The 20613-nt window shown below is 68.0% G+C and carries 19 protein-coding genes, 1 tRNA gene and 1 riboswitch; of the genes, 8 read left to right on the top strand and 12 right to left on the bottom strand.

What is annotated here, in order from left to right; all coding sequences use genetic code 11:
* The first annotated feature begins 26 nt into the window (after window positions 1–26).
* Window positions 27–977, top strand: a complete 951-nt coding sequence (gene rlmB / locus H7347_RS03690) for a 23S rRNA (guanosine(2251)-2'-O)-methyltransferase RlmB (protein WP_152821473.1) — start codon at window positions 27–29, stop codon at window positions 975–977.
* Between the two features lie 481 nt (window positions 978–1458).
* Here the strand turns inward: rlmB and H7347_RS03685 are convergent, their stop codons facing one another.
* Genes H7347_RS03685 through H7347_RS03665 form a run of 5 tightly spaced genes read right to left on the bottom strand, consistent with a single transcriptional unit; the run spans window position 1459 to window position 6288 of the window.
* Window positions 1459–2268 carry a PHB depolymerase family esterase gene (locus tag H7347_RS03685; protein ID WP_152821471.1) on the bottom strand — a complete coding sequence of 270 codons (810 nt, stop codon included), beginning with the start codon at window positions 2266–2268 and terminating at the stop codon, window positions 1459–1461.
* A gap of 11 nt (window positions 2269–2279) precedes the next feature.
* Window positions 2280–3128, bottom strand: a complete 849-nt coding sequence (locus H7347_RS03680) for a metal ABC transporter permease (protein WP_152821470.1) — start codon at window positions 3126–3128, stop codon at window positions 2280–2282.
* The gene (locus tag H7347_RS03675; RefSeq protein ID WP_152821468.1) at window positions 3129–3836 is read right to left on the bottom strand and encodes a metal ABC transporter ATP-binding protein; all 708 of its coding nucleotides are present in this window, start codon (window positions 3834–3836) and stop codon (window positions 3129–3131) included.
* On the bottom strand, window positions 3829–5397 hold the full coding sequence (locus tag H7347_RS03670) for a TrkA C-terminal domain-containing protein (protein ID WP_186337206.1): 1569 nt from the start codon (window positions 5395–5397) through the stop codon (window positions 3829–3831). The genes H7347_RS03675 and H7347_RS03670 overlap by 8 nt, the downstream gene beginning before the upstream one ends.
* 9 nt (window positions 5398–5406) lie before the next feature.
* A complete protein-coding gene (locus H7347_RS03665) occupies window positions 5407–6288 on the bottom strand; it encodes a metal ABC transporter solute-binding protein, Zn/Mn family (RefSeq protein ID WP_152821467.1) in 882 nt (293 codons plus the stop codon).
* A gap of 92 nt (window positions 6289–6380) precedes the next feature.
* Here H7347_RS03665 and H7347_RS03660 point away from each other — a divergent pair, with 92 nt between their 5' ends.
* Window positions 6381–7463, top strand: coding sequence for a LacI family DNA-binding transcriptional regulator (locus H7347_RS03660; protein WP_152821465.1), 1083 nt, complete (start codon window positions 6381–6383; stop codon window positions 7461–7463).
* Here the strand turns inward: H7347_RS03660 and otsB are convergent.
* Window positions 7458–8462: a trehalose-phosphatase gene (gene otsB / locus H7347_RS03655; RefSeq protein ID WP_227658995.1), complete on the bottom strand. Its 1005-nt coding sequence runs from the start codon at window positions 8460–8462 to the stop codon at window positions 7458–7460. The two genes, H7347_RS03660 and otsB, sit on opposite strands and share 6 nt — an antisense overlap.
* A gap of 167 nt (window positions 8463–8629) precedes the next feature.
* On the opposite strand from otsB, the gene H7347_RS03650 reads away from it, so the two are divergent.
* From H7347_RS03650 to H7347_RS03645, 3 genes are read left to right on the top strand one after another with little or no spacing between them, the layout of a single operon-like run.
* Window positions 8630–8923: a helix-turn-helix domain-containing protein gene (locus H7347_RS03650; protein WP_152821463.1), complete on the top strand. Its 294-nt coding sequence runs from the start codon at window positions 8630–8632 to the stop codon at window positions 8921–8923.
* Window positions 8920–9156, top strand: a complete 237-nt coding sequence (locus tag H7347_RS10680) for a HipA N-terminal domain-containing protein (RefSeq protein WP_227658994.1) — start codon at window positions 8920–8922, stop codon at window positions 9154–9156. The genes H7347_RS03650 and H7347_RS10680 overlap by 4 nt, the downstream gene beginning before the upstream one ends.
* 24 nt (window positions 9157–9180) lie before the next feature.
* Entirely contained in the window at window positions 9181–10167 is a 987-nt protein-coding gene (locus H7347_RS03645; RefSeq protein WP_227658993.1) for a HipA domain-containing protein, read from the top strand.
* A gap of 25 nt (window positions 10168–10192) precedes the next feature.
* On the opposite strand, the gene H7347_RS03640 is transcribed toward H7347_RS03645, so the two are convergent.
* The 4 genes from H7347_RS03640 to H7347_RS03625 all read right to left on the bottom strand — a co-directional run bounded on the left by H7347_RS03640 (window position 10193) and on the right by H7347_RS03625 (window position 14098).
* Window positions 10193–10675, bottom strand: coding sequence for a hypothetical protein (locus tag H7347_RS03640; protein ID WP_152821462.1), 483 nt, complete (start codon window positions 10673–10675; stop codon window positions 10193–10195).
* Window positions 10672–12141, bottom strand: coding sequence for a trehalose-6-phosphate synthase (locus tag H7347_RS03635; protein WP_152821460.1), 1470 nt, complete (start codon window positions 12139–12141; stop codon window positions 10672–10674). Before H7347_RS03635 ends, H7347_RS03640 begins: the two co-directional genes overlap by 4 nt.
* 40 nt (window positions 12142–12181) lie before the next feature.
* Complete coding sequence (locus tag H7347_RS03630; RefSeq protein ID WP_186337205.1) at window positions 12182–12562, bottom strand: hypothetical protein; 381 nt, start codon at window positions 12560–12562, stop codon at window positions 12182–12184.
* A gap of 75 nt (window positions 12563–12637) precedes the next feature.
* A complete protein-coding gene (locus tag H7347_RS03625) occupies window positions 12638–14098 on the bottom strand; it encodes a threonine/serine exporter ThrE family protein (protein WP_152821456.1) in 1461 nt (486 codons plus the stop codon).
* Between the two features lie 235 nt (window positions 14099–14333).
* Between H7347_RS03625 and H7347_RS03620 the strand changes: the two genes are divergently transcribed.
* From H7347_RS03620 to thiC, 3 genes are all read left to right on the top strand, one after another.
* Window positions 14334–14406, top strand: a tRNA-Thr gene (locus tag H7347_RS03620).
* Window positions 14407–14503: 97 nt separating this feature from the next.
* Window positions 14504–14662: a hypothetical protein gene (locus H7347_RS03615; RefSeq protein WP_186337204.1), complete on the top strand. Its 159-nt coding sequence runs from the start codon at window positions 14504–14506 to the stop codon at window positions 14660–14662.
* A 923-nt stretch (window positions 14663–15585) separates the two neighbouring features.
* Window positions 15586–15701, top strand: a riboswitch (TPP riboswitch).
* On the top strand, window positions 15702–17399 hold the full coding sequence (thiC, locus tag H7347_RS03610; protein WP_152821454.1) for a phosphomethylpyrimidine synthase ThiC: 1698 nt from the start codon (window positions 15702–15704) through the stop codon (window positions 17397–17399).
* On the opposite strand, the gene H7347_RS03605 is transcribed toward thiC, so the two are convergent.
* Both H7347_RS03605 and H7347_RS03600 read right to left on the bottom strand, forming a co-directional pair.
* Window positions 17329–18051, bottom strand: coding sequence for a response regulator (locus H7347_RS03605; protein WP_152821452.1), 723 nt, complete (start codon window positions 18049–18051; stop codon window positions 17329–17331). The genes thiC and H7347_RS03605 overlap by 71 nt on opposite strands.
* The gene (locus tag H7347_RS03600) at window positions 18044–20608 is read right to left on the bottom strand and encodes an ATP-binding protein (protein WP_370513903.1); all 2565 of its coding nucleotides are present in this window, start codon (window positions 20606–20608) and stop codon (window positions 18044–18046) included. Before H7347_RS03600 ends, H7347_RS03605 begins: the two co-directional genes overlap by 8 nt.
* Window positions 20609–20613: the final 5 nt, after the last annotated feature.

The following is a 20613-nucleotide window of genomic DNA, read 5'->3' as shown; positions in this document are numbered from 1 at the left end:
CGAAAAGCACACGGAGGAACACGGACATGCCCGGAAACGATAAGCGGCGCGGGGCCCTGCGCAAGAGCAACAAAAAGGGAGCCACCAAGGGCTCCGGCGGCCAGCGCCGACGCGGCCTGCGCGGCAAGGGTCCCACGCCCAAGGCCGAGGATCGGGTGTATCACGCCGCGCATCAGCGCAAGATCGAGCGCGAGCGGCGCAACTCCGGACGGCACGTCAAAAACAAGGACGCCGCGGAGCTGGTGGTGGGGCGGAACCCCGTGGTGGAGTGCCTGCGCGCCAAGGTGCCCGCCACCCAGATGCTGGTGGCGGTGGGCACCGGGCACGACGACCGCCTCTCCGAGGCCGTGGCCATCGCGACCGCCCGGGGCATTGCCGTGACGGAGGTGCCGCGCCCGGAACTCGATAAGCTCACCGGTAACACCCTGCACCAGGGCATCGGCCTCCAGATCCCTCCCTATAAGTACGCCGACGTGCACGACCTCATCGGCGCCATCGCGGACAGCGGGCGGCCCGGCATGGTGGTGATCCTGGACAACATCACCGACCCCCGCAACCTGGGGGCCGTGATCCGTTCCACCGCCGCCTTTGGCGGCCACGGCGTGATCATCCCGGAACGACGCTCGGCCTCCGTCACGGGGGTGACCTGGCGCACGTCCGCGGGCACCGCCGCGCGCCTGCCGGTGGCCCGCGCCACCAACCTCAACCGCACCATCGAGCAGTTCAAGCGCTCCGGGTACCAGATCGTGGGCCTGGAGGCCGGAGGCCAGCACACCCTGGACACCTACGACGGCGGCACCGAGCCCGTGGTGATCGTGATCGGCTCCGAGGGTAAGGGGCTCTCCCGCCTGGTGCGGGAGAACTGCGACGTGCTGATGTCCATCCCCATGGAGTCCTGGGTGGAGTCCCTCAACGCCTCCGTGGCGGCCGGGGCGGTGCTCTCCGAGTTTGCACGGCAGCGGCGGGTGGCGGGGTAGAGGTTTATTTCTCAGCGATCCGTTGAATCTTTTGCTGGCGAATGGTGGCGACTAAGCGGTGTGAGGGGTGACCCGGACGGAGAAGGGGCGCCGCGTGGATTGCCCACGTGTTGCCTGTACTATTACTTTTCTACCGTCTTGTTCTTTTGGCCATTCTGGAGGAGGGCGGTGATATAGTACCCCAGCGACGAGACCCGAAACTGAAATATTTTTTGTGCCCTGCTATCCCAAGGAATGAACCAAAAGGGCAAATAATAGTCCTACCGCTACGGAAATTGCCAGCTTTGAGAAAAGCTGAACCGGCGTATGATTGTTCATCATCCTGCAATACCTGCAATTGCGCTTCCGGCACCATCTGCTCGTGCCGCAGGGTCGATAGCGGAACCGCAGTCTGGAGAGGATCTCTCAAGATCTGGGGCCGCGCTGACAATACCACCACTTGTCGATTTTTAAAATGGTACCAGGCCCGTGTGGGAGCCCCTTAGCCCAGCCCAAAGAACCCCGCCGCCACCTCGGCCCCGATGATCTCGTCGGTGCTCGACCCCAGGATCTCGGGAACGTCCTTGCCGGATGGCACCACGTGGCCTACCCCGCGCAGGACCCACAGCTGCACCGGCGGGTGGGCGGCGTCCGTCCAGACGTTTACCGTCACGTTGGGGCTGGGGCGGGATACCCGTGGTTGGCCGGTGTGGCCGTTGAGTCCGGCCCACCAGGCCGCTCCTTCCGGTGCGGACGTCATCTCCCCTCGGGCCGCCCCCGCCAGCTCCACGCGCCCGCCCGCATACGGGGCGATGAGGTCGGCGGTGCCGTGCATGAAAAGCACCGGCGTGGGGCGGTAGGCGTCGGTGGAAACCAGCAGGTTATCCGGGGCCGGGGCAGTGGCGGCAAAGATCGCGGCGGCGTCGAGCAGGCCGGGGGCCTCCAGCAGCAATCGCATGGCCATGTGGCCGCCGTTGGAATAGCCGCAGGCAAAAACCCGCGCGGGGGAGAAGCGCGCCACCAGCGCGCGCAGGAAGCCCACGTCGTCGATGGCCTCGCGGCGGCACTGCTCGTCGAGCTCGCGGCGGGCGTCGTTGAAGTGGTGGTCCACCCCGTCGGGATAGACCAGGATCGCGCCGGCGCGCCGTGCCACCGCCTCGAAGGTGCGCCCGGTGAAGCGGGCGGAGATGCGCCCCGATTGCCGGGAACCGTGCAGGTAGAGCAGCAGGTCGGGGTGCCCGGTGGGGTGAGGCGGGGCCACCACGTGGTAGCGGCGGGTGCGTCCCTGGTAGTCGAGGGTGTGGGTTTCCATGTCCCACGATCCTAGCGGCGGGCGCGCACCTCGTCGCGGCGCACCGTGCGCCCCCGCCACCAGCCGATACCCCGGCACAAGAGGTAGATCAGGAAGCTTAGGGCCGTGACGAACACGGACACCGGCAGCCCCGGGGCCAGGGAGAACACCAGGCCACCCACCGCCGCCAGCTCCGCAAACACCACGGAGAGGATCACCGCGCGCAGGGGGGAGGAGGTGACCTGGACGGCGGCCGCGCCGGGGGTGATCAGCAGCGCCATCACCAGCAGCGCGCCCACCACCTGCACCGATTGCGCGGCGGTGAGCCCCACCAACACAGCAAAGGCCACGGCGATCAGCCGCACCGGCACCCCGGCCGCGGCGGCCATGGGCGGATCGACGCTGGCGAAGAGCAGGGGGCGCCACCACAGGGCCACAGCGCCCACCACCAGCGCGGTGGTGGCGGCCAGCCACCACAGGGAGGCGGAGGAGACCCCCACGATCTGCCCGGTGAGCAGGGTCAGCGCCGTGGCGGAGTTGCCGGGGTAGAGGTGGATGAACAGCACCGACAGCCCCAGGCCAAAGCTCATGACCACGCCGATGGCGCTGTCCTGCTGGCCGCGCAGCCCGAGGACCGCCAGCATGATCGCCGCGACGATGGAACCCACCACCGCCCCCAGGCCGATGTTGAGGCCCGCCAGCAGGGCCGCCGAGGCCCCCATGAGGGCCAGTTCGCTGGTGGCGTGCACGGAAAAGGACATCTGCCGCACCACGATCAGCGGGGCGATCACCCCGGAAAGCAGGCCGAGCAGGGTGGCGGCCACGAGGGCCTGCTGCACGAAGCCCACGCCGAGCAGGTAGAGGGTATCCGCAGTGAGCATTTAGAGCACCACCAGTCGATCGTTCACGCGCACCACGTCCACGCGGGAACCGTAGAGCGCGCTGAGGGTTTCCGAGCGCATCACCTCGTCCACGGTGCCCACCAGGTGCCCGCGCGGGCCCAGGTACAGCACCCGGTCGGTCACCCCCAGGACGGGGTTGATGCTGTGGGTGACAAAGACCACGGCGGCGTCGCGGGAGCGGCGATAGGCATCCAGGCGCGCCACGGTGGCCGCCTGGGCGGCGGGGTCGAGGCTGAGCAGGGGTTCGTCGGCCAGCACCAGGGCCGGGCGGCGGGCCAGCGCCTGGGCCTGGCGCAGCAGCTGCTGCTGGCCCCCGGAGAGCAGCCCCACGCGGTGCTCGGCGATGCCGGTGGCCCCCACCGCGGCCAGGGCCTCATCGACCTCCCCGCGCTGGGGCGAGCGCGCGCGCAGCACCCCGTGGCGCAGGGCGAGGGAGACGAGGTCGCGGGCGCGCAGGGGCAGGTCCGGGGGGAACATGCGCTGCTGCGGGATATAGCCGATCGCGCCGGTGGTGCGGACGGTTCCCGCGCTGAGCCGACGCGCACCCATGATGGCGGACAGCAGGGTAGACTTGCCCGCCCCGTTGGGGCCCAGAACGGTGAGGAACTCCCCAGGGCGCACCCGGAGATCGAGGCCCTCCCACAGCGGGGAGAGCGCGGCGTGGGACAGGACGAGGGGGTCAGACAACGAGCATCACCGGGATAATCACGATCTTGTACACGAGGGCAATGGCAAAGGCGGCGGTGTAGCCGGACATGATCCGGGAATCCGAGGCGTTTTGCAGCGCGTATTGCAGCACCGCGGGCTGCCCCAGGAGGCCGGACATGCCGCCATTGGAGCGGGTAGACGACTGCCCCATGGCCCAGCACATGAGTAAGAAGCTACCCGCTCCCGCCAGGCACACGGCGGCCGCCAGGGCGATGGCGCGCACCCCGTCCGCGCTAAAAGCGGTCTCCGCGAAGGCCGGCCCAGAGGCCGTGCCCACCGCCGCGAGGAAAAGCATGAGTCCAAACTGGCGCAGCGTGTAATTGGCGGTGCGGGGCAATTGCCAGGCGGTGTGCCCGGTGCGTCCCAGCGAACCCAGCAGGATGCCCGCCAGCAGGGGGCCGGCAGCCGCGCCCAGGGCAAAGGAGGAGCCGCCGGGCAGCGGCACCTCGATCAGAGCCATGAGGAAGCCCACGACCAGCCCGCCGGCCGCGGCGATCCAATCCAGCTCGGAAAAGGCCTGGATGGAATCGCCCAGGTAGGTGCGCACGTCCTCCGCGCGCGAGGTGGGCATGACCATCTCCACGATGTCGCCCGCCTCCAGCGTGGTCTCGTCGGTGGGCAGGATGGTGTCGTCGCCGCGTCGGATGCGCACCACCTGGGCGCGATGCTTGTCGTAGAGGGGCAGGTTGGCGATGGCATTGCCGGCGATGTCCTTGTTGGACACCCGGTAGTGCTGCACGGTGAGGTTGCCGCCCTGCTGGTGCGACACCGGCCCCAGGCGGCGACCCAGGGTGGCGATCAGGTGCGGCAGGGCGGCCTTGGTAGTGAGCATGACCACCGTATCGCCGCGCTCGATGATGGTGGGATCGGTGGCCACCCGGGTGCGCCCGCCCCGGCGGATGGTGCACAGGCGGAACTGCTCGGCCCATTGCTCGTCCAGGCGCTCCCAGCGGGGTTCCTTGGTCACGGAGATACGCACCAGGCGCAGGACCTTCTCATCGGGGTTCTCCCGGTCCCGCGTGGCCTTCCAATTGCGCCCGATGGTGAGCGCCACCAGCAGGATCGCCAGGATCACCCCGGTGGGATAACCCAGGGAATAGCCCACGGCGGGGCTATCCGAGCCGGTCTGCTCTTGGGCCAGCGACAGCGAGGGGGTGGAGGTCAGCGCGCCGGAGAAGACGCCCAGGGCCACCTCGCGGGTGATCTCGAGCAGCCCGGAGCCGAGGATGGCCGTGGCGGCGGCCAGCGTCACCGCGGCGATGGCCGCCACCATCATGCCCAGTTGCTCCCTGAGGTCGCGGAAGAAGGTCTCCCCGGCTTCCAGGCCGAGCATGTACACAAATAATCCCAGGCCCAGCTCCTGGAAGAGCGCTAGGGACTCGGCGGGCACATCGACGAAGGGGCCGATGGCCAGGCCCATGAAGAGCGCCCCGGCGGCGCCGAAGCGCAGCGGCCCAAAAGGAATGGCCCCGAAGATGGTGCCCGCCGTGATGACGAGGAAGATGGTGAGGAGTACGTGTCCGTCGAGAAAACCTAGCACTTCTTAATACTAAATCAATTCGAGATTATTAATCGCTTGGGTAAGGAAATCGATGGTATCCTGCCCCTCAGCTGGGGTTTCCGCGATCTCGACGATGGTCAGGCCCTTCTCCTCCGCGGCCTGGCGGATGCGCTTGGTCATGTCCGTGGCGGTTTGCGGGTTATAAACTAAGGCATCAATTCCGCCGGAATTGATAAGTTCCAGGAATTCTGCGAGGTCGGCGGCTGCGGGTTCGCTCTCAGCAAGGGTGGCGTGCCGATACCCCTGGGGGGTGGATTCCTTGAGTGGAGAATCCTCGATGAGGTAATCCGCGATGGGCTCCGTCTGCGCCACCCGTGCCTCCGGCAGCGCGGCCAGGCGCTGCTTGAGCTGCGCGAGATCCGCCTTGGTGTCGGCGGCGTTCGCCCCGTCCACGCGATCCGCAATCTCTTGGGCCACCTCGGAGACGGCGTCGAGGTCGAACCAGACGTGCTCGTTGGTGGCGTCGTGGTCGTGATCCCCGTGGTTGTGATGGTCGTGAGAATGGGCGGTCAGCGGCAAGGCGTGGATGACCTTGGCGTCGTCGAGGCCCTCGTAGAGCCAGGCGTCGTAACCACCGCCCCCGGCCACCACGAAGGAGGCGTTGTGGGCCCGCGCCATGTCCGCGGCGCTCGGGTTGAAGTGGTGGGGATCGGTGGCGTTGCCGGTGATGATCGAGGTGACCTCCGCATCGGTGCCCTCGGTGACGCTGTCGGCCAGGCTGCCCCACACGGAGGTTGAGGCGACGATGGTGGGGTGGTCCTCCCCCCGCGCGGTGCGGGCGGTATCCGAAGAATCGTCGGAACAGGCGCTTAGGGTGGTGAGCGCGGCGAGGCTGAGGGCGCCCAGGAGGGCGGTGCGCGATTGAATCATGCCGTCCACCTAACCTTTATTGCAAATAGTTGTCAATATGGGAACATGTTGGGAACACGGGTGGATCCGCCGAGCGGAGGTATCCTGCCCCTATGCCTCGCCGGAATGCTCACAAGGCCACGTTGGCCTCCCTCGCCGCCGAGTTGGGGGTCTCCCGCACCACGGTGTCGAACGCCTATAACCACCCGGAGCAGCTTTCCCCCAGGTTGCGGGCCAAAATCCTGGCTGTGGCTCAGGCGCGCGGCTACGCCGGCCCCGATCCCACCGCCCGCAGCCTGCGCAGCGGTCGCGCCGGGGCTATCGGCGTGGTGCTCACCGAGGACCTCACCTACGCCTTTGACGATCAGCCCTCGGTAGACTTCCTCGCCGGGGTGGCCGAGGCCTGCGCGGACTACGAGACCTCGCTTACCCTCATCCCGGTGGGCGCGCAGGGGCGGCGTCGCACCAGCCTCGTGGCGGGGGCCGCGGTGGACGGCTTCCTGGTGTATTCCGTGGCGGAGAACGATCCCGACTTGCGGGCGGTGCTCGATCGTCGGCTGCCCACCGTGATCTGTGGGCAGCCCACCACCATCGAGGGGGTGCCCTTTGTGGGAATCGACGACCGCCGCGCGATCGCCCCGGCCGCGCGCGCCCTGGTGGCGGCGGGGCACCGGCGCGTCGGCATCCTGGCGATCCGCCTCCACCGCGATCCGGTGGATGGCTTCATCGATCACCGCGATCTGCACCGGGCGAGTCTGCACATCCAGCGCGACCGCGTGCTCGGGGCGCTCGACGTCTTCGCGGAGGCGGGGATCGACCCCGCCGCCGTGCCCGTGGTGACCAGGCACATTAACGACGCCCCCCGCGCCCGCTCCGCCGCAGAGCAGCTGCTGAGCACCCACCCGGATCTCACCGCCGTGCTGTGCACCACGGATTCGATGGCCAGCGGGGCGCTGGCCTACGCCCGGGAGCGTGGGTGGCGGGTCCCCGAGGACCTCTCCGTGACCGGGTTCGATGGCGTGGCCTCGGCCCTGTGGGAAGGGCTGACCACGGTCGTGCAGCCCAACCGCATGAAGGGGGTGGCGGCGGGCACCGCCCTGCTGGAGCTGGGGCAGGAACAGCCCCCGGCGCACCGCACGATCCTGCCCACGGAGTTCTTCCCCGGGCGCACCGTTGGGGCTCCGCGGGCCTCATAGCGCGGGAAAGTAGGTGCGCGCCCCGACCTCGGCGGCCAGGGCGTGGCCGCGCCGCATGATCTCCCCGGCCAGCTCCGGTGCGGCGTCCCCCCGCCACCGCGCCCACGCGGACGCGGGGTGCGCGCAGTCCCCGAGCAGCGGGGCCAGGGCCGCGCGCGCCCGATCCTCCTGCTCCGGGCTCAGCTGCGCGAGCACCGAGGCCACCTCCGCCGCCGCGAGGTCACGGCGCCGGGCGGGGGCAAGCGCGGCCGTGTCGATGCGCCCGGCCCGGGCGCGGGCCAGGGCGTCGAGCATACTGCCGACCTCGGCGATGTCGGCCACCCGGGTGTTCGCCGCCGTGTCCCCCGACCCCACCTTCACGGAGAGATCTCCTGTGCCGAGGGCCTCGAAGCCGCGTTCGTCGGTGGTGTCATCACCCAGGAAGACCGTGACGTCCGGGCGCCACCGGTCGATCTCCTCGCGCAGCCACGTGCCCTTGGTGGCGGTGGACACGGAGAACTCCACCACCCGCTTGCCCCAGGTCACGTGCGTGCCGCGCGGGTCGAGGGCGGCCAGCTCGTCGAGCAAGCGGCGCATGAGGGCCTCGTCGCGCACCCGGATGTAGTGGAAAACCCGCTGGTAGGGCTTGTATTCCACGAAGGCCCCCTCGACTCCCTCGCACAGGGCCTCCAGCTCGGTAGCGAGCGCGTCGAGGGTCGTGCGCTGGGTGGGGCTCAGCGTGGCTTCGTGGCCCTCCGGCTCGGCCCCGTGCGAGCCCACCCGCAGGATCGGCGGCTGGGTGGGGCACACGACGTCCAACTGCGCGAGGTCGCGGCCGCTGAGGATGACCACCCGGGTGTCCGGCATACCGGCCAGGGCGCTGAGTGCCGCGATGGAGGAGGACTGCACGGGTACGTTCATGGGATCCTCGCTGATGCCGGCGAGGGTGCCATCGAAATCGCTGACCACCAGCAGGCGCGGGGCGCGGGCGGCGGGGGAGACGGTGCTGCTCAAAGACATAAAAACCACGGTACCCAACGGGCGTGGCGGACCTGTTCGAACGGGGCGTAGTGGGCTTTGAACTGCGCAAATGTGGTGTACGATGTGGGGTCTGAGTATTTATCTCCCGTGGCATGGCGGGTGCGGTTGAGCCCGCTTACTCCGCAACAGGAAGAAAGGCGGTGGACATGCGGGCATTGCAGGGCCTGGTGAAGCCTTTTTTGCCGGCGTACGTCCGTGAGCGCCTGGGCCGGGAGGTGGCCGAGGCACGGAAGGAACGGGGACTCACCCAGGCCGCCCTAGCCGAGAAAACCGGCATCAGCCGGCGCACCTTATCTCGTCTGGAAAACGGGCACCCGGGGTTGGCGGAGGATAATTTCTTTGCGATCGCGCGGGCAATAGGGCCGCTGAAAAGTATCTATAGCGAGGAATTTCCGCCGCCGGATCTCTCCCAGGCGCATTTGTGGACGGATAATGTATGAGCGTTGATCTTGACCTCTACCTGGCCGGTGTACATGCGGGAACCATCAGACATCGCGCCGACGATGGAGCGATGGCGCCGGAACTTACTTATACCCGCCAGTGGTTAGCCGCAAAGGATGCCTTTCCCCTGTCCTTGTCCATGCCGCTGCAAGATCGTCCACATAATGTAAAAAAGACTACGCGTTATCTGGAGGCATTGCTGCCGGAGAACACCGGAACTCTGGAGGATTGACAGAAGCGCTATCGGGGAATGGATATGAACGATCCGACCTCGGTCTTGGCCGTGGTGGGAGAAGACATGGCGGGGGCGGCGAGATTTGTGCCAGCGGGCAAGAAGCCACATGGGTTCCGTCATAGCATCGCATTGAGTGATGCTGAGGTGGGAGCCTTCCTCGCAGACTTACGCGCCCATCGTGGTGCAATGCCGAATACAACATATGCGCCGCGCATCTCTCTCGCCGGGCAACAGCCGAAGCTGGGGCTCTATCGGGATGCCGATGGCTGGCGAATGCCGTACGGTGACATGCCCTCCACTCATATCCTGAAGCCCGCGCCTGAGAATCTCACAGACATTGATATCAATGAGGCTGCGATGATGCATGCCGCCGCTGCGGTGGGAATCAAAACCAGCGCCTCGGCAGTGGAAAATATTGGTGGGCAGCGCGTTTTTGTTACCACCCGCTATGACAGGGTTCGCGATCAGGGAGGAGACATACTAAGAATCCACCAAGAGGATTTTGCCCAAGCCTTGGAGTACCGTGCCCAGGCGAAATATCAGAAGGAAAAAGGGCCGGCGCTGCGGAATATTATTCCATTTTTGCGGGATAATGTTGCCAATCCCGTGGGAGAGGTGGACCAATTTAATCGGCTGCTTGCGTTTAACGTGGCTATTGGCAACGCCGATGCGCACGCGAAAAATCACTCTATCCTCATCACCCCTCTGGGAAACCGGTTAGCCCCGGCGTATGATCTTTTATCCGTTGCCGCTTACCCTGCGTATAGCCAAGAACTGGCGTTGAGCGTGGGGAAGCAATATCATGCTCATAGGGTGCAGGGGCGGGATTGGCGGCACTACGCGGAAAAGTCCGGGCAAGACGCGGAGCGAGTATTAGCGATAGTTGCCGAGGTATGGAGCCGTGTGCCCGACGCGGTGGCTGATTCCTTGGCCCGTTACGGCGCCTCGCGAGCGATGAAAAAGGCGATAATGGATACCGTGCGGACGGTCGAGGACCGGATGCCGTAGCGGGCGGTGCTCAACGTGAGGGGCCTTAGCCCACATCCGCGGTCAGCCGAATGACCGGGGCATCGATGGCTTCGGAGCGTTGCGTGAGCACCAGCTCCGCCGCGGAGGGCCGGGAGACCGCGTAGGGGCCGCTCAGCAGCTCGCGCAGCGCGGCGTCCACGTGGGCCGCCCCGCCCCGGCAGTCCGCCTGGGCGTCCTCGACGTCGAGGTGCTCGAAGGCCAGCGCATCGGCCTCCCGGGCGGCGGCGGGGGAACCGTCCTTGCTGAAGTGTACGATGCCCCGCACTCGGGCGCAGCCCGTGGAGCCGGTGACGGTGGTCTCCCCGAAGGAGAACGCCGCCAGGCCCGCTGCGCTCGAGGGCAGCTCGCCGCTGTCGCCCGGTTTCAGGTAGAGGCCGGTGACCTGCCAGGTGGGGCCCACGAGCGCGTCGGGCTCGGCGGCGCAGCCGGGAAGAAAACCTAGCCCCAGGCAGCAGAGCGCGGCGACTCGGCGGAATGCGCGCATCATGCCCCCGTGGCGGCCGCGTCGTGGGCCCGGGCCAGGCAGCCGAGGAAGGATTGCGCCCACAGATCGACGTCGTGCTCGCGCACCTGCCGGTGCATGGCGGTCATGCGGGCGCGGGCGTCGTCGGGCGCGGTGCGCAGATCCGTGGCGGCCTGGTGAATGCCGCGCTTGATGGCCTCCAGGTCGAAGGGGTTGCACAGGTAGGCCTGGGGGAACTCCTCGGCGGCGCCCGCGAACTCGCTGAGCACCAGCGCGCCGCTGCCGTCCGGGTGGGCGGCGGCGTATTCCTTGGCCACCAGGTTCATGCCGTCCTTGAACGGGGTGACCAGCATGATGTCCGCGGCGGCGTAGTAGGTGGCGAGGGTGGCCTTGGGCACCGAGCGGTGCAGGTATTCCACCACCGGGTGTCCCGGGGTGCCGTACTGGCCGTTGATGCGGCCCACGGCCTCCTCCACGCGGGAGCGGGTGCGGCGATAGTGCTCGATCCGCTCGCGCGAGGGGGTGGCGATCTGCAAAAAGACGGTCTTGGGGGGTAGCGCCCCTCCCTCCAGCAGCTCCTCGTAGGCGCGCAGGCGCTGCAGGATCCCCTTGGTGTAGTCCAGGCGATCCACGCCGAGCAGGAGGAGGTCCGGGTCGCCCAAGTCCCGGCGTAGCGCCGCCACGGAATCGGCCGGGGGATGGGGGATGGAGGTGATGTCGATGGAAATGGGGAAGGCGCCCACGCCCACCCGGCGGCCGTCGGGGGCCGCGATGTGGGCGGTGATCGCCCGGGTGGACACCTCGCCGTCGGTGCACAGGGTATCGGGCAGCCCGGTGTGGCTGCCCGCGGTGCCGGAGACCTGGGCGGCCAGGGTGAGGAAGTTGCGGGCGTTGTCCTCCAGGTGGAAACCGATGACGTCCGCCCCGAGCAGCCCGCGCATGACCTCCTCGCGCCAGGGAAGCTGGCGGAAGAGATCGGGGCTGGGGAAGGGAATGTGCAGGAAGAACCCGATGGTCAGGTCCGGGCGCATCTGGCGCAGGATCCCGGGCACGAGTTGCAGCTGGTAGTCCTGCACCCAGACGGTGGCCCCTTCGGCGGCCACGCGCGCCACCGCCTGGGCGAAGGTGAGATTGACCTCGCGGTAGGCGGCCCACCACTCGCGGTGAAACTCCGGGGTGACGATGAGATCGTGGTAGAGCGGCCACAGGGTGGCGTTGGAAAAGCCCTCGTAGAAGTCCCGGTAATCCGCCGCGGAGAGGGTCACCGGGAAGAGCAGCACGCCCGCCTCGGTGCGAAACGGCTCGGGGGATTCTCCGATCACCCCGGGCCAGCCCACCCAGCAGCCCCGGTGGCTTTCCAGGACGGGGGAAAGGGCGGAGACGAGCCCACCGGGACTCGGTACCCAGCGCGGGGAGCCGTCCTCGTCGCGCTGCATGTCCACCGGCAGGCGGTTGGCCACCACCACAAAGTCGTTCTTGCTGTCGCCCATGCTGACCAGGGTAGTCGCTCTCTCTCTGCGATATTGCTCGCTACGCCTTCTTGGTGGTCTTTTTTGCGGCGGACTTCTTGGCCGTTTTCTTAGCCGTGGTTTTCTTGGTGGCCTTTTTCGTCGTCTTTTTGGTGGTTTTCTTGGTGGTCTTTTTTGCGGCGGACTTCTTGGCCGCGGTCTTCTTCGTGGATTTCCGGGTGCGCTTGGCGGGCTTCTTCGGCTCCGGTTCCTTGTATTCCTCTTCGAACTTGCGGTACACCAGCCCCGCCGGTTCCACCCCGAGCATGGACATCAGGGTCACCCCATCGAGCATGTTCTCGGCATAGCTCGCCACGATGCGGCGCGCCGCGGCGGCCGTCTCCTCCTCGACCCGGTGCAGGGTCTCGGTGCTCGGGCGGGTATCAGTAACCTTGGGCGGCACGAATCCTCCTGGTGCGTAGGGCAATACTCCGGCCCATCATTCTACGCTATGGCCCGCCAGCCGCGCTGAGCGGCATTATTGACGCTGGGAGCCGCGGCGTCGCGGCTGCTGGGCCTGCAGCGTGGCCCGCCCCGCCACCCGAAAGCCGCGATAGGGGTTGAACCGCTGCGGCCGTCGTACCCGGCGGGCGATCCACTCGCCCAGCACCACGCCCGCGGCCAGGCCGCAGGAAATGGCCAGGGCCGTGGCGATGTTGGTGAAGCCCACTAGCATCTGCTCGTTGAGGGCCGCGTACATACCCCGGTACACCGCCAGGCCGGGCAGCAGCGGCGTGATGCCCGCGATGGCGATGATAAGCGGGGGCACCTGGAACCGTCGTGCCAGCAGGCCACCGGCAAAACCGATGATCACGGCGGCCATGGAACCGGCCATCACCGTGGTGATACCCAGCGGGGAGAAGAGGAAGTAATAGAACATCGACCCCGTCATCGCGGTGATGCCCGAGAGAGCCACCGCCGACCACTCCGCGTAACAGGCGATGGCAAAGCCCACCGAGGCCAGCGTGCCGGCTACGACCCGCACGCTGGCGGAGGCCGGATTGGGGGCCGCCACCGATTCCATGGGGGGCAGCTCGATGCCCACGGAGGAGGACAGCTGCAGGCCGATGGCCACCCCGGCCACGATCGCGCCGGTGTACAGGAGCGTCTCAAAAAAGTGCGCGCTGGCCGTCACCGGCGCGCCCGTGATGCCATCTTGGAGGGACTGCACCAGCGTCAAACCTGCCAGCATCACGATGATGCCCGAGGCCACGATCTGGCTGGGGCGCAGCTCCACCCCGTATTCCGCCGCGGCGGCGTAGGACAGGGCCGCCGGAATGGTGGCGATAATGCCGCCGATGACGTTCTGGAAGAACACCGGCAGGTGGTGCCGGGAAAGAAAGAGGCTCATCGCCATGATGGACATCGAGGTGATGAAGGCAATCGCGCCCACCAGCATGGTGCCGCCGAGCAGCACGGCCACCGCGCCACCCATCAGGCCCCAGCCGAAGATGGAGGTCGTGGGCCCGTAGGCCGTGGGCTGGGCCTCGATATCGTCAAGGATCCGCTCGGCTACCTCGGGCGGCGTGGCGCCTGCCTGAATGGAGCGAATCAGGCGATCCACCGCGGAGAGCTTCGAAAAATCCGTGGTGAGTGTGCGCACCACCCGAAACACCGTCACCGGGGACTTGCGCGAGGTGCCGATCTGCGTGGACACCGTGATGTTATTCATCGTGATGTCCACGTGACACCACCACAGGCCATAGGCCGAGGTCACGGCGTGCATCTGCGCCTTGGTATCGCTATTAGACGTTCCCGAGGACAACAAGATGTCCCCGATCCGGGCCGCCAGATCCATCACCCCGGCCACCTGGTTATAATCCGTCAGATCCACCGGGGCCAGGGGCGACGGCGGGGGAGCGGCCTTGGCGGTATCGATCGTGGCCGCGTGGGGAGACTGATGACGCCAGGCGCGCAGACGTTCGCGGATAGAGGGCATCTCGCGGCCTTTCTACTTGGGTGGGTGAGATGGGGCGATGGGATGCGGTGCGCGGGCATGCGCGCGGGGCGGGCACCGCGGTGGAAGAAACTTTAGCGCCGCGCCGGGGCGGGCTGCATACGGGCAGGTAAGGCCCAATATACGGGGATCGGTGGGGTACCGGGGTGGGCGATCCTGTAGCATTTCTGTGGCGATAGCCTCGCGGACGATCTCGGGATCGCGCGGTGGTGTCAGTGCTGGAGTGGCGCAATTGGTAGCGCAACGGTCTTGTAAACCGTAGGTTGTGGGTTCGAGTCCCATCTCCAGCTCTCTGAGCAGGGTAAATAGGCGAGAGGCGGAGGACAGGTTCCCGGCTAGACCAATTGGCCGGGAACCACCGCCCTACTAACATATTAGGGAGACACCATGACCACCGCTGCCGTCATCGTTGCCGTCGCTACGATCATCACCCATGCCCATCCGGTGATCATCGCGACCACCACGGCCATGGCGACGCTATGCCTCGTGCTCGATACCCGAGCCGCCCTGATTGAGTACCGCTATGACCATCTTCATCGCGGATAGCGACACCGGGAGAGCTCGGTGGACGGGGGCGATGTGCGCCGAGCATGGCAGGGTGAGCTCGTCCACCTAGCACGGGTGCGTCCGCAATGAAATGACATGTTTCCCGCCCTGCCGAGCACCTAGATGCCCGCACGTCCCTGTGGGACGCTGCGGAGGTGCGGGCGCGGGCGTGGCACGCCCAGCGGCCCTCCCAGTGGCGGGGCTAGGCTTCATCACCTCGTGCCTGTAATTTGTCTCCACCAGGCATAGCCTGGTTCCTCACTGCGGTGCTTAGCGCCACCGCAGCGCTGAGGCTCACACCGTAGTGCGGGCCATTTCTACAGCGGTGAGAGGAGGTGCGACGACATGTTTTCGTCATTATGCTCGGCGTATACGCGAAAAGACCCGCCAGCTACTTGTCACGCTGGTAGCCACTGAACTCGCGAATACTATTCGCGAGGTATTACGGGTGGTCACCGGCTAGCGCTTGAAAGGGTCTCATGTGCTTGGCGGCTGTGAGGCCCTTTCGTATTGATCGGACAGGCGGGATGGCTCATCCATTACCCATCATGCATGAGGGGATCGGGCAGGGTCAAGAAAGAATGCCTTAATCCCCTGTGGGCGAACCCATCCTCGCTGCGTTTGGTGTCTGGCAGGAATTCACCAGTGTCATTTTGAGGAGCGGCGGCCGACATACCCCTCGGGGATGGCGACTCGTACTCCGGTGCGGGTAAGCACGCGGGAGACGGGGCGGCTCGCACTTTTTCGGTGGCTTTAAGGTCAAGCCCGGCGTCATCGGGGTGCGCGGCGGGGCTCGTATCCGAGGTAGGAGACGACCGGCAGGATCTCGGCGGGGGCAGACCTGGTGAGGTCGTGGGCAAAGACCTTACCGAGGAGTGCCTGCCAGGTCAGCGCTACCGCCGCCGCGTCTGCTAGCGTCGGTGAGGAAAAGCCACGGGAGCGCGCACGCCGCGCGCTGAGAGGCCCCAGCGGGATCGAGGGGCGACCGTTCGAACCTGTCCGGATCATGCCGGCGTAGGGAAGGAGCCCTGTTTTCATCATGCCTACTCGCGTTACCACTGGCCCTATGTATCGCAGCCACAAGACCTACCGGGAGGTGGTACACCGCAACACGGATGGCACCGTCACCGCCCTGCGCCTGCCCACTCGGGTGATCGAGCTGACCACGGGGGAGGGCTTCGAGGTCTATGACACCTCGGGGCCCTACACGGAGGCCCACCCCGACCTCGACCTGGAGCGCGGCCTGCCGCGCACGCGCGAGTCCTGGGAGCGTCCCGCACCGGTGGCGGCGAGTAAGGAGCACCCGGAGCTGGCGGTGCAAACGCAGCTGGCGTGGGCGCGGGCGGGCATCATCACCCCGGAGATGACATTTTGCGCCGCGCGCGAGGGCATGGAGCCGGAGTTCGTGCGCCGCGAGGTGGCGGCGGGGCGTGCGGTGATCTGCGCCAATCGGCGGCACCCGGAGCTGGAGCCGATGATCATCGGTCGGGTCTTCGCGGTGAAGATCAACGCGAACATGGGCAATTCCGTGGTGACCTCCTCCATCGCGGAGGAGGTGGAAAAGATGGTGTGGGCCACCCGCTGGGGGGCCGATACGATCATGGATCTGTCCACGGGGGCGGATATTCACGAAACGCGCGAGTGGATCGTGCGCAACTCCCCGGTGCCGGTGGGCACGGTGCCCATCTACGAGGCCCTGGAAAAAGTCAAGGGCGATCCCACCAAGCTCACCTGGGAGATCTACCGGGATACCATCATTGAGCAGTGCGAACAGGGCGTGGACTACATGACCGTTCACGCCGGAGTGCTACTGCGCTACGTGCCGCTGGCGGCGGAGCGGGTGACGGGCATCGTCTCGCGCGGGGGTTCGATCATGGCGGCGTGGTGCCTCAAGGAGCACCGGGAGTCCTTCCTCTACACGCACTTTGCGGAGCTGTGCGACATCCTGGCGCGCTACGATGTCACCTTCTCCCTGGGCGACGGCCTGCGCCCCGGCTCCATCGCGGACGCCAACGATGAGGCGCAGCTGGCGGAGCTGCGCACCCTGGGGGAGCTGACGCGGGTGGCCCGCTCCCGGGGCGTGCAGGTCATGATCGAGGGGCCGGGACACGTGCCGTTGCACAAGATCCCGGTGAACGTGGAATGGGAGGAGGATTGGTGCCACGGCGCACCCTTTTACACCCTCGGCCCGCTGACCACGGACATCGCCCCCGGCTACGATCACATCACCTCCGCGATCGGTGCCGCGGTCATCGGGCAGGCGGGCACCTCCATGCTGTGCTACGTCACTCCCAAGGAGCACCTGGGGCTGCCCAACCGCGATGACGTCAAGACGGGGGTGATCACCTACAAGATCGCGGCGCACGCCGCCGACCTCGCCAAGGGACACCCGAGGGCCCAGGAGCGCGACGACGCCCTCTCCCGGGCGCGCTTTGAGTTCCGGTGGCACGATCAGTTTGCCCTGGCGCTTGACCCCGACACAGCCCTGGAGTTCCACGACGAGACCCTCCCGGCGGAGCCGGCCAAGACCGCCCACTTTTGCTCCATGTGCGGGCCAAAGTTCTGCTCCATGCGGATCTCGCAGGACGTGCGGGACTACGCCCGCGAGCACGGCCTGACCTCCGTGGAGGCGATCGAGGCGGGCATGGCCCAAAAATCCGAGGAGTTTAGCCGCGCGGGTGGGCGGGTGTATCTTCCGCTGAGCCCACAAAGCGGTAGCCCATCCCGGCCTCGGTGAGAAAATACCGGGGGTGAGATGGGTCGGCCTCCAGCTTCTGGCGCACCTGCGAGAGGTAAACCCTCAGGTAGTTGGTCTCCCGCTCGTAGGCATCGCCCCACACGGCGTGGAGCAGATCCGCCTTGCGCACCAGCTGGCCCGCGCGCCCGGCGAGGTGGGCCACCACGCCCCACTCGTGTGGGGTCAGGTGCACCGGCTGGCCCTCGCGCAGCACCTGGGCCCGGGCGAGGTCGATGCGCAGCCGCCCGTCGGCGGTGATGACCACCGGGGCGGCCGGTCCCGAGGGGCAGCGCCGCAGCGCGGCGCGCAACCGGGCCAGCAGCTCGCCCAGGGAGAAGGGCTTGGTCACGTAGTCGTCGGCCCCCTCGTCCAGGGCGTTGATCTTGCCCTCGTGATCGTGGCGCGCGGAGAGGATGAGCACGGGCACCTCGCTCCACGCGCGCAGCGAACGCAGTACGGTCAGCCCGCTGGCGTCGGGAAGCCCCAGGTCGAGCAGCAGGGCGTGGGGACGTTGGTCTCGGGCCGCGCGCAGCGCCTCGGCGGCGGTGGCCGCGGCGGTGACGTCGTACCCGCGAGCGCGCAGGTGGATGAGCAGCACGCGGGCCAGGGCGGCGTCGTCCTCCACCACCAGGATGCGGGGGTGCTCAGGCATCGCGCACCACCCGGGGCAGGCTCAGGATCATGGTGGTGCCCCCGCCGGGGGTCTCGGTCGCGCGGATGGTGCCGCGCATGGCCTCGGCGAATCCCTGCACCACGGCCAGGCCCAGCCCCAGGCCCGCGCCGGTGTGGTGGCGGAAGGGGGTAAAGAGGCAGTCGCGCCGCTCGGCGGGGATGCCGGGACCGTGGTCGATGACCCGGATCTCCACCTCGTCCGGTCCGGCGGCGGCGCACACCGCGAGGGGTGCGGCCCCGTGGGTCACCGCGTTGTGCAGGAGGTTGGCCAGGCAGCGTTGCAGCAGGCCGTGGTCGCCATACACGGAAGGAAGATCGGGGGGGGCCTCCACGCCGACCTGCTCTCGGTACTCGGGCTGCTCGGCGAGCACCGCCGCGACCACCTCCGCGATTTTGAGCGGGCGCCGATGCACGGCGATGCTCCCGGCGTTGAGGCGGCTCATGTCCAGGAGATTACCCACCACGGTTTCCAGCCGATCCGCGGATTCCTCGATGCTCTCGATGAGCGCGACGCGCGCCTCGGCGGGGAGGGGAACATCCCCCAACAGCAGCCCGGAGACGGCGGCCTTGATGCTGGCCAGCGGGGTGCGAAGATCGTGAGAGACGGCCGCCAGCAGCGCCGAGCCCACGCGATTGCTGGTGGCCAGCGCCGCGGCGGCGCGCCGGGCGGCGTCGATCTCCTGACGATCCATTACGGCGGTGATCCGCGCGCCGTGCGCCTCGATCATGGCGGTCTGCTCCGGGGTAATGTCGCGCCCGGACAGCACCAGCCGCAGCCGCGGCCCCAGCTCCACGTGCCCGGCGTGGCCGGGATCCCAGGCATCGCCTAGGCCCCGCGGCGCGGTGGAGGCGAGGGTGACCCACTGGTGGCCGCCGGGGTGGCGGCGCTGGATCTCCACCCGATCGAGGGAGAAGGTCTGCTGAATGTGCCGCAGCAATAAGGGCAGGTCGTCGCCCTCGTGAAGGGCTCCGCGGGCCAGGTCCCCCAGGATGATGGCCTGGGTTTGGCTGCGCTGAGCCTGGTGCGTGCGCCGCGCGGCCAGATCTACCACCCACGCCACGCTCACCGCCACGATGAGGAAAAAGACGATGCTCAGCAGGGATTCCGGCTTTGTGATGGTCAGGGTGCGCGTGGGGGCGGTGAGAAACCAATTGACCAGCAGCGAACCCGAGGCCACCGCCAGCAGCGCTGGGCGCAAGCCCCCGGCCAGGGCGGCGAACACCACGATGGTCAGGTAGCCCAGCAGCACCGCGCCCAGGTAATCCGGCCCGGGCGCAAGCCCCAGCAGGCCCAGGGTGACCAGCGGCGGCGCGAGCGCCGCCACCACCCAGCCCGCTGCGCGCCGCCCGGCCCCCAGGTAGCTGTGGGAACCCCGCGACGCCTCCCCGGGATGATCCTGCCGCCCGCGGGGCGAGGCCACGATGTGCACGTCCACGTTTCCGGCCCGGTCGATGATCCGACGGCTTAACTGCGCCCCGCGCGAGGGCAGGCGACACGGGCGCAGGCGGCGCGGCCCCAGCCCGATGACGAGCTGGGAGGCCCCCTGGGTGTGGGCGAAGCCCAGGAGGGTATCGGCCACGTCGTCGCCGGTGATCACGCGCCAGGTGGCCCCCAGGTCCTCGGTGAGGCGCTGGAGCCGACGCAGATCCTCCGGGGCGCAGGCGGGGGGCGCCTCCTCCACCGCCACGTGCACCACCACCAGCTCGCGGTCGGCCACGCGCCCGGCGATGCGCGCCCCGCGCCGGATCAGCGCCTCCGAGCCGGGCGCTCCGGAAACCCCCACCACCACCCGCTCCCGGGTGGGGCAGGCGGCCCGTCCGCCCCGCTCGGCGCGGTACTGGGCCATGCCCTCCTCCACCTTGTCCGCCAGCCACAGCAGGGCCAGCTCCCGCAGCGCGGTGAGATTGCCCGGCCGGAAGTAATTATCCAGGGCGCGCCGGGCGGCCTCGGGGCGGTAGACCAACCCCTGGGCCAGGCGCACCCGCAACGTATCGGGGGAGAGATCCACCAGCTCGATCTGGTCGGCCTCGCGCAGCACCCGATCCGGCAGCGTCTCGCGCTGGCGCACCCCGGTGATGGCAAAGACCACGTCGTTGAGGGACTCCACGTGCTGGATATTCAGGGTGCTCAGCACGTTGATCCCGGCATCGAGCAGCCGGTGGACGTCGTGCCAGCGCTTGGTCTCCGGCGCGCCGGGGCCGCCCACCACGGTGTGCGCCAGCTCATCGACGAGCACGGTGTGCGGGCGGGCGCGCAGCACCGCCGCCACGTCGAGCTCTCCGTACTGCTCGGCCTCGCCCGGGCGGCGCGGCGCGCGCGGCAGCACCGTCAGCCCCTCCACCAGGGCGGCGGTGCGGGGGCGGCCGTGATCCTCCACCACTCCCACGAGCACGTCGCGGCCCTGGGCGGCCAGCTCGTGGGCCTCGTGGAGCATGGCGCAGGTCTTGCCCACGCCGGGGGCAAAGCCCAGGTAAATCTTGAGCCGACCCCGCCGCACGGCCGAGGCTGGGTCTGCGGGATGGTGCGTTGCGTCCACGGAAC

Origin of the sequence: Corynebacterium sp. zg-331 (assembly GCF_014267345.1) — a bacterium.
Lineage (GTDB): Bacteria > Actinomycetota > Actinomycetes > Mycobacteriales > Mycobacteriaceae > Corynebacterium.
The sequence above is the reverse complement of the archived record's forward strand: the minus strand, read 5'-3'. Positions and strand labels throughout refer to the sequence as shown.